This window comes from Luteimicrobium subarcticum (genome assembly GCF_002798015.1).
Lineage (GTDB): Bacteria > Actinomycetota > Actinomycetes > Actinomycetales > Cellulomonadaceae > Luteimicrobium > Luteimicrobium subarcticum.
Window position 1 is genome coordinate 60,850 of the sequence record NZ_PGTZ01000014.1, and the last position, 16,817, is coordinate 77,666.

Here is a 16,817-nt window from a genome sequence, read left to right on the forward strand (position 1 = left end):
CGACGATCAAAGCAAGTCCCTCTCACGGCCGAAGGAGACCGATGAGCAGCAACGGTGCGACGGTGCACACGACGGACCACCTCTCGATGATCCACCTGCGGGCGGGGGGCGTCTCGCTCCTGCTCGACCTCGACGACGACCGGCTCCCCCAGGTCGTCCACTGGGGGGCCGACCTCGGGGAGCTCGACGACGACGGCGCGCGGGCCGCCCGGGACGTCGCCCGCCTGCAGCCCGTCGGCAACCCCGTCGACGGCGCGATGCGGGTCTCCGTCGTGCCCGAGCAGTCCGCCGGCTGGCTCGGCACCCCCGGCCTGGCCGGCAGCCGCGCAGGCACCGACTTCTCGCCGTCCTTCCGCGTGCACCGCGCCGCGCTCGAGGACGCCCCCGCGGGCTGGCTGCACCGGGTCGTCGTCGAGGCCGCCGACCCGGTCGCCGGGCTCGGGCTCGTCGTCGAGATCGAGCAGTCGGCCGCGGGCGTCGTGCGCCAGCGGGCACGCGTCGTCTCGACCGTGCAGCCGGCCGCCGGGCGCGACCCGTACACCGTCGACCGCCTGCTCGTCGCCTACCCGGTCCCGGGACGGGCGGCCGAGCTGCTCGACTTCACGGGCCACCACATGCGCGAGCGCTCGCCGCAGCGCAGCCCGTTCGGCCACGGCACGCACCTGCGCGAGTCGCGGCGCGGACGCACCGGGTACGACGCCGCGTTCGTGCTCGCCGCCGGGACGCCAGGGTTCGCGCACCGCGCCGGCGAGGTCTGGGCGGTCCACACGGCGTGGTCGGGCAACCACGTCTCGCTCGCCGAGCGCAGCTACCACGGCGTCGGGCTGCTCGCGGGCGGCGAGGTGCTGCTCCCCGGCGAGATCACCCTCGACGCCGGCGAGACCTACGCGTCACCCTGGGTCTACGGGACCTACGGCACCGGGCTCGACGAGGTGTCCGCCCGCTTCCACGCCACGGTCCGTGCCCGGCCGCGGCACCCCGCCTCGCCACGCAAGGTCGTCGTCAACACCTGGGAGGCCGTGTACTTCGACCACGACCTCGAGCGTCTCACCGCCCTGGCGCGGGCCGCGGCGCGGGTCGGCGCGGAGCGGTTCGTCCTCGACGACGGCTGGTTCGGCGCGCGGCGCGACGACCGCCGCGCCCTCGGCGACTGGTTCGTCTCCCCCGACGTGTGGCCGGACGGGCTCGGCCCGCTCGTCGACGTCGTCCACGGCCTCGGCATGGAGTTCGGGCTGTGGGTCGAGCCCGAGATGGTCAACGAGGACTCCGACCTCGCCCGCGCGCACCCGGAGTGGATCATGGGCCCGGTCGCGAGCGCCCCGGACGCGCCCGGGCGGCTCCCCCGGCCCGCTCGCAACCAGCAGGTCCTCGACCTCGGCAACCCGGACGCCGCGGCCTGGCTCCTGGACCGCCTCGACACCCTCCTGACCGAGACCCCGGTCGCGTACCTCAAGTGGGACCACAACCGCGACCTCGTCGAGGCCGGGCACCGCGCGACCGGCCGGCCGGGCGTGCACGACCAGACCGTCGCGACCTACGCCCTGCTCGACGAGCTGCGCCGACGACACCCGGGCGTCGAGATCGAGTCCTGCTCGTCGGGCGGCGGACGGGTCGACCTCGAGATCCTGGAGCGGACGGACCGCGTCTGGGGCTCGGACTGCATCGACGCGGTCGAGCGCCAGCAGATCCAGGGCTGGACGAACCTCCTGGTCCCCTACGAGCTCGTGGGGGCGCACGTCGGGGCGCCGGTCTCGCACACCACCGACCGGGACCTGCCGCTCGCGTTCCGGGCGGCGACCTCGTTGTTCGGCCACTTCGGCATCGAGTGGGACCTCACGCGCGCGTCCGAGGAGGAGCTCGCCGAGCTCGGCGCGTGGGTCGACCTCTACAAGGAGCTGCGCGGCCTGCTGCACACGGGGACGGTCGTCCACGCGGACGTCGTCGACCCCGCGTACGCGCTGCACGGGGTGGTCGCACCCGACCGCTCGGACGCGGTGTTCGCGTGGGTCGCGACAGCGTCGTCGGCGTCCTACCCGGTCCCGACGGTCACGCTCCCCGGGCTCGACCCGGACGGCGTCTACCGGCTGCGCCCGCTCGGTCCGACGGGCCCGGTGCCGGGCATCGCGAGCCGGTGGGGCATCGAGGTGCCGTGGTGGACGCCGGACGGGCTCGAGGTGCCGGGGGTGGCGCTCGCGCGGGTGGGCGTGGCGCTCCCGGTGCTGTTCCCCGAGCGATCCGTGCTCCTGCGCGCGACGCGGGTGCGCTGAGGTGGCGGGCCTGGCGCGCGGCCTCGTGCGCGGACTGGCGTACGGCGGCGACTACAACCCGGAGCAGTGGTCCGACGACGTGGTCGCGGAGGACATGCGGCTCATGCGGCAGGCGGGGGTCAACCTCGTCTCGCTGGGCATCTTCTCGTGGGTGGTGCACGAGCCCGCGGACGGCGAGCTCGACTTCTCGTGGCTCGACCGGACGCTCGACCTGCTGCACGCGCACGGCGTCGCCGTGGACCTCGGGACCGGGACGGCGTCGCCGCCCATGTGGCTGCACCACGCGCACCCTGAGATGCTCCCGCAGGACGGGTCGTGGGAGCCCCTCGCGCCGGGCGGACGGATGGGCTGGTGCCCGTCGTCGCCGGTCTACCGGCGGTACGCGCTGCGGCTCGTCGAGCGCCTGGCGCAGCACGTGGGCGACCACCCGGCGGTGGTGCTGTGGCACGTGTCGAACGAGTTCGGCGGCGGGAACGCGCGCTGCCACTGCCCGGAGTCGGCGCGGGCCTTCCGCCGCTGGGTCGAGCAGCGCTACGGCACGGTCGACGCCCTCAACGCGGCGTGGGGCACGTCCGTGTGGGGCAACCGGTACACGGCGTTCGAGCAGGTCACGACGCCCGCGGGGCGCACGACGCACAACCCGGGCCACCTGCTCGACTTCGAACGGTTCAGCTCGGAGGCGCTGCTCGCCCACCACCGGGCCGAGCGCGACGTGCTGCGCCGCTGGTCGTCGCGCCCGGTCACGACGAACTTCATGGTCGGCTTCGGCCCGGACGTCGTCGACTACGCCCGCTGGGCGCCGCACGTCGACGTGGTGTCGAACGACCACTACACGCACGGCGACGACCCGTGGCGGCACGAGGACGTCGCGTTCGCGGGCGACCGATCGCGCGGCATGTCGGGCGGGCGGCCGTGGCTCCTCATGGAGCACGCGCCGTCAGCGGCGAGCTGGTACGCCGTCAACCACGCGAAGGCGCCGGGCGAGCTCGCGCGGCACGCGCTGGGCCACGTGGCGCGCGGCTCGGACAGCGTGCTGTTCTTCCAGTGGCGGGCGGCGCCCGCGGGCGCGGAGCAGTTCCACTCGGCGATGGTGGGGCACGCAGGCGAGCGCTCCCGCGTGTACCAGGACGTGGTCGCGCTCGGCGACCTGCTGGGCCGCGTGGGCGAGCTGGCGGGCTCGACGGTCGTGGGGGCGCGCGTCGCGCTGCTGCACGACGACGAGGCCGGCTGGGCCCTGCGCGGCGGGCTGCGGCCCGTCAACGGGATGCCGTACGCCGAGACCGCGCGGGCGTTCCACACCGAGCTCTTCACGCGCAACGTCACGACGGACGTCGTGCCGCCGTGGGTCGACCTGGACCCTTACGACCTCGTGGTCGTGCCGGGCCTGTTCCTCGTCGCGCCCTCGACCGCGAAAGCGGTCGCGGCGGCCGCCGCGCGGGGCGCGACCGTGGTGGTGACGTGGTTCTCGGGGATCGTCGGACCGACGGGGGCGGTCGTCACGGGTGGTCACCCGGGAGCGTTCCGAGACCTCCTGGGCGTGCTCGGGGACGAGTTCGTCCCGGTGGACGACGGCGTCCCGGTGCCGCTCGACAACGGCTGGGTCGGTCGCCGCTGGAGCGAGCTCGTGGCGGCGGACGACGCGGACGTGGTGGCCCGGTTCGCGGACGGCACCGCAGGCGGGGGTGCGGCGGTGACGCGCCGCGAGGTCCCCGGCGGCGGGACGGCGTGGTACGTGGCCACGGACCTCGACGAGGCGTCGCTCGGCGACCTCGTGGAGCGGCTGCTCGCGGAGGCGGGCGTGGCACCGGTGACGGACGCGTCGCCGGGCGTCGAGGTGGTCCGCCGGGCGTCGGCGGACGCGTCCTACCTGGTGGCGGTCAACCACGACACCGGCGCGCCGGGCTGGGTCGCCGCGCACGGGACCGACCTGGTCACGGGCGACCGGCACCGCGGACGCGTGCCGCTGGCCCTGGGCGGCGTCGCGGTGGTCCGCGAGGACGCGGCGCCCGGGTCACGATCCGACGACCAATAATGAGAAACCGTTGTCCAAACCCTTGCGCGACTAACTTTGATCGATTACAAAAGTCCCCAGACGCCCGACGGTGTACCGGTGGCTCGACGTGGATGCCCACGGTGCCGGACGTCCACCCAGCGCCACGATGTCGTGGCACGAGACAAGGGGACCCGATGAAGCTCCTCCCGTCCGGGCGCCGTTCAGGGCGCCGCACCCTCACGCTCGTCGCAGCAGGCTGCGCCGCGGCGCTGACCCTCGCGGCGTGCTCCGGCGGGTCGTCGTCCGGCGACTCCACCGGCGGTGGCGACGCCAAGAACTCGTCCGTCACGATCGCCGGCAACAACGGGGCGATGACCGAGAACTTCAACCCGTTCATGGCCGGCACGGCCCTCGCGGGCACGCTCGGCGTGATCTACGAGCCGCTCTACTACTACAACCTCGCGTCCGACCAGAAGCCGCAGCCGCTGCTCGCGACCGGCTTCTCGTGGAACGACGACGGTACCCAGCTCACCATCACGACCCGCGACGGCGTCAAGTGGTCCGACGGCGAGCCCTTCAGCGCGAACGACGTCGCCTACACCTTCAACCTCCTGCACGACACGCCCGCGCTCAACACCTCGGGGCTCGCCGCGACCGCGAAGGCCACCGACGACCACACCGTCGTCCTCACCTTCAAGGGCACCTCGTACATGCAGGAGCCCAGCATCCTCGGCAACCAGGCGATCGTGCCCGAGCACGTCTGGAAGAACATCGCCGACCCGACCAAGGACATCAACAAGAACCCCGTCGGTACCGGCCCCTACATGTTCAAGTCGTTCACCCCGCAGAGCTACGTCCTCGAGAAGAACCCGAACTACTGGGAGGCCGGCAAGCCCGTGATCCAGCAGGTCCGGTACATCTCCCTCGACACCGCCGACGCCGCGTCCGCCGCGCTCACCGCCGGACAGGCCGACTGGATGAGCTCCTTCCTCCCGGGCCTCGACCAGCTCCTCAAGGGCCACCAGGAGCTCAGCTACGTCAACACCCCGGCGCTGACCACCTCGGTGTTCACCTGCTCGAGCACCGCGCTCGGCTGCAAGGGCCCGCAGACCGACCCTGCCGTCCGCCAGGCCATCTACTACGCCATGGACCGCACGCAGCTCAACAAGCTCGCCGGCGGCGGCTTCGCCGGCGAGGCCTCGCCGACGCTGCTCCTGCCCGACCGCGACGCGTCCTGGATCGCCGACCCCGCGAACGTCACCACCCCGCAGTCCGCGGACACGGCCAAGGCGGACCAGATCCTCGACGCCGCCGGCTGGACCAAGGGCTCCGACGGCATCCGCAGCAAGGACGGCCAGAAGCTCTCCCTGACCATCCAGACCGTCTCGGGCTGGAGCGACTACATCTCGATCAACGACACGCTCAAGCAGCAGCTCAAGGCCGTCGGGATCGACCTCAAGCCCGTCCAGCTCGCCTGGAACGAGTGGAACGCCAACGAGACGAACGGCACCTACCAGCTCTCGCTCGACTCGATCGGTCTGGGCGCGTCCAGCAACCCGTACTTCACCTACGAGGGCAAGTACGACTCCGCCAACACCGCGAAGGTCGGCGAGTCCGCCGCGGCCGGCAACTCGGGCCGCTACAGCAACCCGACCGTCGACAAGGCGCTCGCGACCGCCGGCGCCACCAACGACGAGGCCGTGCAGAAGGCGCAGTACGCGATCGTCCAGCAGGAGGTCGTCAAGGACATGCCGTACATCCCGATCTACATCAACTCGGCCCTCACCGAGTTCAACAACACGCGGGTCACCGGCTGGCCGACGAACGACAACAAGTACGCGTTCGCTGCCACCTGGAAGGCCTGGGACAACGGCATCGTCCTGAAGAACCTCACGCCGGCGAAGTGACCGGACCGGCGCCGAGGAGCGGAACACACCGATGAAGACACTTGCACGCAGGCTCGGGTTCTACGTCGTCGCCCTCTGGGCGGCCGTCAGCCTGAACTTCCTGATCCCCCGGCTCATGCCGGGCAACCCCGTCGACATCATGCTCTCGAAGCTGGCGCAGCACGGGCCCGTCACGCCCGCCACGCGCCAGTCCATCGAGCTGCTCCTCGGCGCCGACTCCGGCGAGCCCCTGTGGAAGCAGTACGTCGAATACCTCGGCCAGCTGCTCCACGGGGACCTCGGCATCTCGGTGTCGCAGTACCCGACACCGGTCACGACCGTCATCGCGCAGACCCTGCCGTGGACGATCGGCCTCGTCGGCCTCGCGACCGTCGTCTCGTTCGTCCTCGGGGTCGGCCTCGGGACGCTCGCCGGCTGGAAGCGCGGGTCGTGGCTCGACTCGTTCATCCCCGTCACGACGATGTTCCAGTCGATCCCCTACTTCTGGCTCGCCCTGATCCTGCTCTACCTGTTCGGCAGCGTGTGGATGATCTCCCCGCTCAACGGCGGCTACGACGTGTACGACACCATGCCGGGCTGGAACCTCCCGTTCATCGGCTCGGTGATCTCCCACGGGATCCTCCCCGCGGCGACCATCGTCATCTCGTCCGTCGGCGGCTGGATGCTCGGGATGCGCAACATGATGGTCTCGACGCTCGCCGAGGACTACATCGTCACGGCGGAGGCCAAGGGCCTGCGCCCGGGACGCGTCATGCGGACGTACGCGGCGCGCAACGCCGTCCTGCCGTCGGTCGCCGGGTTCGCGATCTCGCTCGGCTTCGTCGTGGCCGGCTCGATCGTCACCGAGTCCGTCTTCTCCTACCCCGGCATCGGGTCGGCCCTCATGGGCGCGGTGGGGTCCAACGACTACGCGCTCATGCAGGGGATCTTCCTCGTCATCACCCTGTCGGTCCTCGGAGCCAACTTCGTCGTCGACCTCCTGTACGCCGTCATCGACCCACGGACCCGGCAGCGCGGCTGACGCCGGCCCGGAGCAAGGAGGCTCCCCATGTCCCTCATCCTCACCGAGTCCACCCGGCCCGAGGCCGTCGAGTCGACGGAGCACGTGCCCGGCGCGGCACCGCGGCGCCGCCGGTTCCGTCCGCGGCTCACCGTCAAGCTCGTCGTCGGCGTCACCATCGTCGCCGTGATCGGCCTGTTCGCGATCTTCGGACCGATGGTCGTCCAGGACCCGTCCGCCATCTCCGACGTCGGCCTCCAGCCGCCCGGTGACGGCCACCTGCTCGGCACCACCCAGACCGGTCAGGACGTCTTCGCGCAGCTCGCCTACGCGTCCCGCGGCTCGCTGACCATCGGCGTCGTCGTCGGCGTCCTCACGCTCCTGCTGTCGTCCCTGTTCGGGATCGTCGGGGCGTACGCGGGCGGCGTCACCGACGAGCTGTTCAACCTGTTCACCAACATCGCGCTCGTCATCCCCGGCCTGCCGCTCGTCATCATCATCTCGAGCTACGTGCCGAACAAGAGCGTGTGGCTCATCGCGGTCGTCCTCGCCATCACCGGCTGGGCCGGGTCCGCCCGCGTCATCCGGGGGTTCACGCTCTCGGTGCGCGGTCGCGACTACGTGCTCGCGTCCAAGGTGGCGGGCGAACGGACGTGGCGCGTCATCCTCGTCGAGATCCTGCCGAACCTGCTGCCGCTGCTCGCCTCGCAGTTCGTGTTCGCGACCGTGTTCGCCATCCTCGGCGAGGCCGGCCTGTCGTTCCTCGGCCTCGGCGCCACCAACTCGTTCACCTGGGGCACGATGCTCTACTACGCGCAGAACGGCCTCGCGCTGCGGCTCGGCGCGTGGTGGTGGTTCGTGCCGCCGGGCCTCATGCTCGCCGTCTTCGGCGCCGCCCTGTCGCTCATCAACTTCTCGATCGACGAGGCCATCAACCCCAAGCTGCGCAGCCAGACGCGCTCGCAGCGCAAGAGCTGGCGCCTGTCCGAGGCGCAGCTCGAGGACGTCAAGGAGGACTCCCTGTGAGCGCGCCCACCGCGACGCCGACCCGTTCGGCGGCGCCGACCGGGCCCGTCGTCCTCACGCTCGACGACGTCAGCGTGGACTACCTCGTCGAGGAGCCCGTGCACGCCGTGCGGAACGTCTCGCTCCAGCTCGGCCGCGGCGAGGTCCTCGGCCTCGCCGGCGAGTCCGGGTGCGGCAAGAGCACCCTCGCGTACGCCGTCACGCGGCTGCTCAAGCCGCCCGCCGTCATCACGAGCGGGACGATCGAGTTCCAGTCGCGCGAGGGGTACGCCGTCGACCTGCGCGCGCTGCACGGCGAGGACCTGCGCCGGTTCCGCTGGGACAAGGTCGCCATGGTGTTCCAGGGCGCGATGAACTCGCTCAACCCCGTCATCGCGATCCGTGCGCAGCTCGAGGACGTCTACCAGACCCACCGCCCCGAGATGGGCAAGCGGGAGCGGCGGCAGCGCGCCGGCGAGCTCCTCGAGCGCGTCGGCGTCGACCGGTCACGGCTCCGCTCGTTCCCGCACGAGCTCTCGGGCGGCATGCGCCAGCGCGTCATGATCGCTATGGCGCTCGCCCTCGAGCCGCAGGTGCTCATCATGGACGAGCCGACCACCGCGCTCGACGTCGTCGTGCAGCGCGAGATCCTCGACGAGATCTCGCGCCTGCGCGACGAGCTCGGCTTCGCCGTCGTGTTCATCACGCACGACCTGCCGCTCCTCCTCGAGATCAGCGACCGCATCGCCGTGATGAAGGACGGGCGCATCATCGAGCTCGCCGACGCGCGCACCCTCTACACGCAGCCGCAGCACGAGTACACGCGCACCCTGCTCAGCTCGTTCCCCAGCCTCACCGGCGAGCGCGGCGCGTTCGTCCGCACCGGCGTCGACGAGACCGGCGCCACGACGTCCGGGACGACCGACACGCCGGTGGCGGCGGCCGAGGAGCCGGACCAGAGCGCACCCGCACCCCACGAGGAGGACGAGGCATGACCACCATCGAGCTGCGCGGCGTGTCCAAGGAGTACAAGGTGCGCGACGGCTGGCGCGGCGGCACGACGCTGCGCGCCGTCAACGACGTGAGCCTGACGCTCGAGCCCGGCCGGACCGTCGCGCTCGTCGGCCAGTCCGGCTCGGGCAAGTCGACCATCGCGAAGATGCTGCTCCAGCTCGAGCAGCCCACGTCCGGCCAGATCCTGCTCGACGGCAAGCCGCTGTCGCGTCGGCGCCGCGACCGGTCCGCCTACCGGCACCAGGTGCAGATGGTGTTCCAGGACCCGTTCGCGTCCCTCAACCCGTACCACACCATCGAGCACCACCTGGAGCGCCCGGTCCGGCTGCACCACCCCGAGCTGTCGTCGGACGCCGTCCGCGAACGGGTCCTCGACCTGCTGCGCCGCGTGCGCCTCGACCCGGCCGAGCAGTTCGCGGTGCGCCGCCCCCACGAGCTGTCCGGCGGGCAGCGCCAGCGCGCCGCCATCGCACGGGCCCTCGCCCCCGAGCCCGGGATCCTCGTCGCCGACGAACCCGTCTCCATGCTGGACGTCTCGATCCGCCTCGGCGTGCTGAACCTCCTCGGCACGCTGCAGCGCGAGGAGAACCTCGGCGTCCTGTACATCACCCACGACCTCGCGACCGCACGGCACTTCTCCGACGAGATCCTCGTGATGTACAAGGGCGACATCGTCGAGCGCGGCCCGGCCGACCGCGTCATCCTGGAACCCCAGCACGAATACACTCGGCTTCTCGCCGCGGCCGCACCGAACCCGGAGCGTCGGCTCGCGGAGCTCTCGGCCTGACAGCAGCCCCCGATGGAAGGAGTGCGCGTGACGGTCCCCCGCGGGGGCCCGGTGTCGACCCACGCGAACAGCCGGTCCGTCATCCTCGATGCGGTCCGCGCTGCGGGGACGATCAGCCGGGTGGAGATCGTGCGGCAGACAGGACTGACCGGCGCGACGGTGTCGACCGTCGTCCGGCGCCTCATCGACGAAGGCATCGTGGCCGAGATCGGGACGGCGGAGTCGACCGGCGGCAAGCCGCGGACCATCCTGCGGCTCGAACCGTCGGCCCGCTACGCCGTGGGGGTCCACCTGGACCACGGCGGCGTGACCTACGTCGTGACGGACCTCGCCGGCGAGATCGTCGCGCGCACCCGGCGCCCAGGCATCGGCGACGCCGGACCGCAGGACGTCGTCACCCGGATCACCGGCGAGATCGGCGCGCTCGTGGCCGTCGCCGGCGTCGCGCGCAGCCGTCTGCTCGGGGTGGGCGTGTGCCTGCCCGGCCCGGTGTTCCAGACGCCCGCGGACGCCGTCGTCCCGCCGACGATCGCGCAGTGGTCCGACTTCCCGCTCCGCGACGCGCTCGAGCGGTCCGTCGGGCTGCCGACCCTCATGGACAACGACGCGACCGCGGGCGCCCTGGGCGAGCACTGGGCCCGCGGCGTCCCCGGGTCGGTGTGCTTCGGCGCCGTCTACATGGGCACCGGGATCGGGGGCGGACTCATCGTCGGCGGCGTCCCGTACTGGGGCGCGAGCGGGAACACGATGGAGATCGGCCACGTCTGCGTGGACCTCGACGGTCCGCCCTGCTGGTGCGGCAACCGCGGGTGCGTCGAGGCGCTCGCCGGCCCCGCGACGGTCGTCGCCGCCGCCCGCGCCGCCGGGCTGCTCGACGGGCCGGCCCGGTCGGTCGTCGCGGACTTCGCCGCGGTCGCGCGCGCCGCCTCGCAGGGCGACGACGCCGCCCTCGCCCTCCTGCAGGACTCGGCGCGCTACGTCGCCGTGGCCGCGCACACGATGGCGACCGTCATGGACGCCGACCACGTCGTGCTCACCGGTCCCTCGTTCGGGGCCGCCGGTGCGATCTACCTGCCGGTGGTGCGCGAAGAGCTCGAGAAGCGCTACTTCGCGCGCGGCACCCACCCCGTCGGCGTCACCATCTCGCAGCACGCGTACGAGGCCGCCGCCGTGGGCGCGGCTGCGATGGTCCTCCAGACCGAGCTCGTCCCGCGACAGCTCGGCATCGTGCTGCCCGCCGCAGGACGACTGGACACCGCGACCACCGCGGTCCGGCCCCTCCAGGACGCGCCCGGGCCTGCGAGCGCCGCCGGCTGACCGCCGACCCCGCAAACACGCTCAGACTTTCGAGCACCCGCGGTCCGTGGCACTGTTTGACCATGTCAGGCGACCCCCACGACGAGCCCCTCGTCCACCTTCCTGCCGACGCGGCGACGCTTTCCGCCGTGGCCCAGGGACGGCACCACGACCCGCACGTCGTCCTCGGCCCGCACCTGCACCCCGGGGGCGACCGGGCGACCGTCCGGGTGCTGCGCCCCCTGGCCGACGAGGTGACGGTCCTCGCGGACGGCGCGGAGCACGCCGCGCAGCACGAGCACGACGGCATCTGGGTGACCGTCGTGGCGGCGCCCGGCGGGCACTCCCCCGACTACCGCGTCCGCGCGCGCTACGGCGAGGTCGACGTCCTCGAGGACGACCCGTACCGGTTCCTGCCCAGCGTCCGCGAGATGGACCTGCACCTCATCGGCGAGGGCCGCCACGAGGAGCTGTGGCGGGTCCTCGGCGCGAACCTCCAGGCGTACCCGTCGGCCCAGGGCGACATCCACGGCACGGCGTTCGCCGTGTGGGCGCCCAACGCGCAGGCGGTGCGCGTCGTCGGCGACTTCAACGTGTGGGACGGGCGGCGGCACGCCATGCGCTCGCTCGGCTCCAGCGGTGTGTGGGAGCTGTTCGTCCCGGGGCTCGGCGCGGGATCGCTGTACCGGTTCGAGATCCTCACGCGCGACGGGTCGTGGGTGCGCAAGGCCGACCCGATGGCCAAGTACGCGCAGGTCCCGCCCGAGAACGCGAGCGTCGTCGTCGAGTCGCGCTACACGTGGGACGACCACGAGTGGCTGCAGCGCCGTGCGGCGACCGACCCGCACGCCGGCCCGATGAGCGTCTACGAGGTGCACCTGGGGTCGTGGCGCAAGGGCCTGTCGTACCGGCAGCTCGCCGACGAGCTCACCGCGTACGTCACCGACCTCGGGTTCACCCACGTCGAGCTCATGCCCGTCGCCGAGCACCCGTTCGCCGGCTCGTGGGGGTACCAGGTCACCGGCTACTACGCCCCCACCTCACGGTTCGGGCACCCCGACGACCTGCGGTACCTCATCGACCGGCTCCACCAGGCCGGCGTGGGCGTGATCGTCGACTGGGTGCCCGCGCACTTCCCGCGCGACGAGTGGGCCCTCGCCCGCTTCGACGGCACCCCCCTGTACGAGAACGCGGACCCCCTGCGCGGCGAGCAGCTCGACTGGGGCACGTACGTCTTCGACTTCGGCCGCAACGAGGTCCGCAACTTCCTCGTCGCGAACGCCACCTACTGGCTCGAGGAGTTCCACGTCGACGGGCTGCGCGTCGACGCCGTCGCGTCGATGCTCTACCTCGACTACTCGCGCGGGGCCGGCCAGTGGCGGCCCAACATCCACGGCGGACGCGAGAACCTCGAGGCCATCGCGTTCCTCCAGGAGGCCAACGCGACCGCGTACCGCCGCACCCCCGGCGTCATGATGATCGCCGAGGAGTCGACCGCGTGGCCCGGCGTCACGAAGCCCACCGACGCCGGCGGCATCGGCTTCGGGCTGAAGTGGAACATGGGCTGGATGAACGACACCCTGCGGTACGTCGCGGAGGAGCCCATCAACCGGCGCTACCACCACAACCTGCTGACGTTCTCGCTCGTGTACGCCTACTCGGAGCAGTTCGTCCTGCCCATCAGCCACGACGAGGTCGTGCACGGCAAGGGGTCGCTCGTCGGCAAGATGCCCGGCGACCTGTGGCAGAAGCTCGCGAACGTGCGCGCCTACCTCGCCTACCAGTGGTCGCACCCCGGCAAGCAGCTCCTGTTCATGGGCTGCGAGATGGCGCAGTGGGCCGAGTGGTCCGAGGAGCAGGGCCTCGACTGGGCCACGCTCGGCGACCCGGGTCACGCGGGCGTCCTCGAGACCGTGCGCGACCTCAACCGCGTCTACCGGGACCACCCGGCGCTGTGGGAGCTCGACCACGACCCCGCCGGGTTCCAGTGGATCGAGGCCGACGACGCCGGGCACAACGTCATCGTCTACGTGCGCCGCGACCGGGCCGGCCGCGAGGTGCTCGTGGCCGTGAACTTCTCGGGCGTCCCGCACGAGCAGTACCGCCTCGCGCTGCCGTCCGGCGGCACGTGGACCGAGGCGCTCAACACCGACGCGACGACGTACGGCGGGTCGGGCGTCGGGAACCTCGGCCGCGTCACCGCGACCGGCGAGGGGCACAACGGGTTCCCGTTCTCCGCGTCCGTCCGGCTGCCGCCGCTCGGCGCGATCTTCCTCGTCCACGACGCCCCCGCCGCCGACTGAGCCCGCCGATCAGACGACGTCAGTACAGCGCGCTGAGCAGGATGCCGCGCGCCTTCGGTACGCGCGGGTCGGTGGGGCCGACGATCTCGAAGTAGTCGAGCAGGCGGACGCGCAGCCGCTCCCGGTCGTCGCCCGACGTCGCACGGACGAGGTCGAGCAGACGGCCGAACGCGTCGTCGACCTTGCCGCCGGCCAGGTCGAGGTCGGCGACGTCGAGGGCTGCCGACACGTCGTCCGGGGCTGCGGCGGCCGCCGCCCGGACCGCCTGCAGGTCCATGTCGCGCGTCCGCACGAGGAGCTCCATCTGCGCGAGGCCGGCCTTCGCGTCGGTGTCGCGCGGGTCCTCCTTGAGCGCCTGCCGGTACGCCTGCGCGGCGCCCTCGAGGTCGTCGCGCTCGATCGCGTCGTACGCCGCCTGGTGCAGCGGGGGCAGGGGCGGCAGCTCCGGCTCAGGTGCCTCCTCGGGGACCGCACCCGCGGCGCCCGGGGCACGGCCCGTGACACCGTTCTGCTCGGCCGCCGCGAGGAGCTGGTCGAGCACCTGCGCGACCTGCTCGGCGTCCGCCTCGCCCTGGAACAACGGGATCGGCTGCCCCTGCAGGACCGCGACGACCGTCGGGGCGCCCTGCACCTGGAACGCCCGCGCGACCGCCTGCTGCGCGTTCACGTCCACCCGGGCGAGCTGGAAGCGGCCCTGATAGCGGTCCGCCAGGGCGCCGAGCAGCGCCGCCAGACGTGCGTTGGCCTCGTCCGTCGGCACCCACAGGAGCACGACCACCGGGAAGCGCGCCGAGCTCTCCACGAGCGACTGGAACGACGCGTCCGTCACGTCCACGACATACCCGGACGCGACCGGCGCGCCGCCGTCCTCACCGGGCGGCGGCACCGTCGGACGCTGCAGCGCCGACAGGTCCACCGCACCGCGCACGTCGAACTGGGGTCCGCTGGGCTGGCTCATGCCGACCATCCTAGGGGCGGTCAGCCCGCCGAGACGGAGACCGGGACCTGCTCCACGCCGAGGACCGTCGGCTTCGCGGCAGCACCGGTCGCCCCCTTCGCGGGCACGTGCACGGCGACCACCACGCGGTACACGACGTCCAGCTCGTTCGTCGGAGAGTCCTTCCCCATGAGAGCCCGCTGCGTCGAGTTCGGTGCCGTGATCTTCGCGCCCTTCTCGGCCGCGATCTTCTCCTTCTGCGTGACGCCCGCGAACACGACCGCGCCGCCGTCCTCGGTCCGCGACGCGACGAGCCACTTGCCGGCGCTCAGCGACATCGAGTAGGAGCCGTCGGCCTTCTTGAAGTCCGCGTTGGAGGTCCAGCTCTTCGCCGCCGCCGCGACGGTCGACCGGTACGCGTCCGAGCCGAACTGGTCCGCGTACTTCGACTTCGAGCCCTTCTGGACGACGTCGAGGTAGCGCGTCACGACCGTACGCGGGGCCCACAGCAGCGACGTGTCGTCCGACGCGAGGTTCTCCGCGCCCTGCTCCGCCGTCGCGAACTTGGGCATCGTCGTGCCGGGGAACAGGCGCACCCACCCCCACAGCTGGTAGTCGTCCCGTGCGCCCGCCTGCCGCATCACCATGAGGCGCGGGGGCTCGTCGCTCTGGGGCGGGGACGACACCGCGAGCGCCGCGCGCGGCCAGCCTGGGGTCGACGGGACGACGATCGCCTGGACCTGGGTGGGCAGGTCCGTCACGTCGGCGTCCGACTTCTTGACCTTGGCGACGGTGAGCTCGGACGTGCGCATCGCGAGCGCCGGTCCGGTCAGGCGCGACTCCAGCGCCTTGGGGTCGCGCTTGCGGTCGGCGACGTCGAGCACCGACCCGATCTTGCCGAGGACGGCGGTCTCCTGGTCGACCGTGAGGTCCGCGCCCGTGGTCGGCGCAGCGGCCGCTCCGGGCGTGGGGACCGGGTCGGAGCAGCCGGCCAGCACCGCGCCCGTCGCGAGGGCCGCGGTCAGGGCGAGCGCCCCGGCGCGGGCACGGCGAGCAGTCGGGCGGGCGGTCGAGGGGGTCGGGCGCGGGCTCATGCGCGGCCTCCGTCCTGCGTGTCGTTCGGGGTGCTCTGCGGGTCCGGACGCAGCGGCGACCACACCACGGTGGGCGCCGGTGCGTGCCCAGCGCCGCGGGTGGGCTGCTGCGGGGCGGGCGTCTGCGCGGTCGTCTGTGCGGCACGGACCGATGCGCGCGTCCGGGCCGGGGGCTGCGGGACGGTCGTCCTGACCGGCGCGGCGACGGGCTGGGGCGCGACGTCGGGCAGGTCCTCGGTCCCGGTCGGCGGGATCCGGGCCGGGACGTTCCAGCGCCGACGCCACGCGTCGGCCGCGCCACGCGTCTCCTCGGGCACCTGGATCGCCACCGTCTCGGCGGGTGCCTCGGCGACGGGGGCGCGCTCGGGGGCCGGGTCGGGACGCCGGCCCTTTCCCTTGCCGCCCTCGCGCTGGATCCGGTCGGCGTGCTCACGCAGCTCGCGGCGGGTCATGGTCGCGGTCGCGCCCTGAGGGGCGTCCGACGGGCGACGGACCGCGGCCCGTGCCCGGCGGGAGCGCACCCGGGCACGACCCACGGCGAGGACGACCGCACCGGCCACGACAAGGACCAGGCCGACGAGCACCAGCGGCCACAGGTAGGGGGTGGTGACCGTGCGGTCCCACGTGAGCGCGAGGGTCGGCAGCTCGGCGTCGTCGCCGACGCCCGCGACGAGGACCGTGGTCCCCGCCGGCACGTCGGACATCCTGAGCGACGCGCTGCCCGTGCCCTCGACCTCCTGGAGCCACATGTCGGAGCCCCGCGGGTCCGGTGCCGCGGCGGACGACGCGCGGGCGGGCGCGCCCGTGCTCGCCGACGTGCTGAGCCGGTCCCAGGTGGTCAGTCCGTCGACGGTCACGAGGGGGTCGCTGCCGACCCATCCCGCAACGTCGGCCGTGCGGCCCACGGCGACGACGACGTCGCCGCCGTTCGGCGACGTCGCGGTGAGCGCCACCGTGTCGTCGACGAGGTCGAGGACGCCGGGGGCCGTGGTCAGCAGGGTCGCGGACGACTCCGAGGAGTCAGCAGCGACGGTCGACGTCGTCGCGGTGACGGTGGGGCTGGTGCGCCAGACCGTCGCGGACGCGACGCCCAGCGTGACGGCGACGAGGCCACCGACGACCAGCAGGGCGCCGAGGATGCGGTGCAGCACGCGGCTCCTTCCGTAGAGCGGGGTTCCGACCAGGATAGGGGCGAGGCGCGCCCACGCCAGAGC

12 protein-coding genes are annotated in these 16,817 nt (G+C 72.8%); 9 read left to right on the forward strand and 3 right to left on the reverse strand.

What is annotated here, in order from left to right; all coding sequences use genetic code 11:
* Positions 1-41 precede the first annotated feature (41 nt).
* From CLV34_RS15920 to glgB, 9 genes are all read left to right on the forward strand, one after another.
* The gene (locus CLV34_RS15920; protein ID WP_100351298.1) at positions 42-2,267 is read left to right on the forward strand and encodes an alpha-galactosidase; all 2,226 of its coding nucleotides are present in this window, start codon (positions 42-44) and stop codon (positions 2,265-2,267) included.
* Between the two features lies 1 nt (position 2,268).
* Positions 2,269-4,299 (forward strand): beta-galactosidase, encoded by a 2,031-nt coding sequence (locus CLV34_RS15925; protein ID WP_245859307.1) that lies wholly within the window; start codon positions 2,269-2,271, stop codon positions 4,297-4,299.
* Positions 4,300-4,454: 155 nt separating this feature from the next.
* Positions 4,455-6,167, forward strand: a complete 1,713-nt coding sequence (locus tag CLV34_RS15930; protein ID WP_100351299.1) for an ABC transporter substrate-binding protein — start codon at positions 4,455-4,457, stop codon at positions 6,165-6,167.
* A gap of 31 nt (positions 6,168-6,198) precedes the next feature.
* Entirely contained in the window at positions 6,199-7,188 is a 990-nt protein-coding gene (locus tag CLV34_RS15935; RefSeq protein WP_100351300.1) for an ABC transporter permease, read from the forward strand.
* A gap of 27 nt (positions 7,189-7,215) precedes the next feature.
* Entirely contained in the window at positions 7,216-8,193 is a 978-nt protein-coding gene (locus CLV34_RS15940; protein WP_100351301.1) for an ABC transporter permease, read from the forward strand.
* Positions 8,190-9,167 (forward strand): ABC transporter ATP-binding protein, encoded by a 978-nt coding sequence (locus tag CLV34_RS15945; RefSeq protein WP_100351302.1) that lies wholly within the window; start codon positions 8,190-8,192, stop codon positions 9,165-9,167. Before CLV34_RS15940 ends, CLV34_RS15945 begins: the two co-directional genes overlap by 4 nt.
* Positions 9,164-9,973: an ABC transporter ATP-binding protein gene (locus CLV34_RS15950; protein WP_100351303.1), complete on the forward strand. Its 810-nt coding sequence runs from the start codon at positions 9,164-9,166 to the stop codon at positions 9,971-9,973. Before CLV34_RS15945 ends, CLV34_RS15950 begins: the two co-directional genes overlap by 4 nt.
* A 27-nt stretch (positions 9,974-10,000) precedes the next feature.
* A complete protein-coding gene (locus CLV34_RS15955) occupies positions 10,001-11,290 on the forward strand; it encodes an ROK family transcriptional regulator (protein ID WP_245859308.1) in 1,290 nt (429 codons plus the stop codon).
* A gap of 62 nt (positions 11,291-11,352) precedes the next feature.
* Positions 11,353-13,572 (forward strand): 1,4-alpha-glucan branching protein GlgB, encoded by a 2,220-nt coding sequence (glgB, locus tag CLV34_RS15960; protein WP_100351305.1) that lies wholly within the window; start codon positions 11,353-11,355, stop codon positions 13,570-13,572.
* A gap of 19 nt (positions 13,573-13,591) precedes the next feature.
* On the opposite strand, the gene CLV34_RS15965 is transcribed toward glgB, so the two are convergent.
* Genes CLV34_RS15965 through CLV34_RS15975 form a run of 3 tightly spaced genes read right to left on the reverse strand, consistent with a single transcriptional unit; the run spans position 13,592 to position 16,754 of the window.
* Positions 13,592-14,530, reverse strand: coding sequence for a co-chaperone YbbN (locus CLV34_RS15965; RefSeq protein ID WP_100351350.1), 939 nt, complete (start codon positions 14,528-14,530; stop codon positions 13,592-13,594).
* A gap of 20 nt (positions 14,531-14,550) precedes the next feature.
* Positions 14,551-15,603 carry a DUF8094 domain-containing protein gene (locus CLV34_RS15970; RefSeq protein ID WP_100351306.1) on the reverse strand — a complete coding sequence of 351 codons (1,053 nt, stop codon included), beginning with the start codon at positions 15,601-15,603 and terminating at the stop codon, positions 14,551-14,553.
* Positions 15,600-16,754: a hypothetical protein gene (locus CLV34_RS15975; RefSeq protein WP_100351307.1), complete on the reverse strand. Its 1,155-nt coding sequence runs from the start codon at positions 16,752-16,754 to the stop codon at positions 15,600-15,602. Before CLV34_RS15975 ends, CLV34_RS15970 begins: the two co-directional genes overlap by 4 nt.
* Positions 16,755-16,817 lie beyond the last annotated feature (63 nt).

Coding starts and splice junctions, on each gene's coding strand:
- CLV34_RS15930 (WP_100351299.1), top strand. CDS start 4,455: ATGAAGCTCCTCCCGTCCGGGCGCCGTTCAGGGCGCCGCACCCTCACG.
- CLV34_RS15935 (WP_100351300.1), top strand. CDS start 6,199: ATGAAGACACTTGCACGCAGGCTCGGGTTCTACGTCGTCGCCCTCTGG.
- CLV34_RS15940 (WP_100351301.1), top strand. CDS start 7,216: ATGTCCCTCATCCTCACCGAGTCCACCCGGCCCGAGGCCGTCGAGTCG.
- CLV34_RS15970 (WP_100351306.1), bottom strand. CDS start 15,603: ATGAGCCCGCGCCCGACCCCCTCGACCGCCCGCCCGACTGCTCGCCGT.
- glgB (WP_100351305.1), top strand. CDS start 11,353: ATGTCAGGCGACCCCCACGACGAGCCCCTCGTCCACCTTCCTGCCGAC.
- CLV34_RS15920 (WP_100351298.1), top strand. CDS start 42: ATGAGCAGCAACGGTGCGACGGTGCACACGACGGACCACCTCTCGATG.
- CLV34_RS15950 (WP_100351303.1), top strand. CDS start 9,164: ATGACCACCATCGAGCTGCGCGGCGTGTCCAAGGAGTACAAGGTGCGC.
- CLV34_RS15965 (WP_100351350.1), bottom strand. CDS start 14,530: ATGAGCCAGCCCAGCGGACCCCAGTTCGACGTGCGCGGTGCGGTGGAC.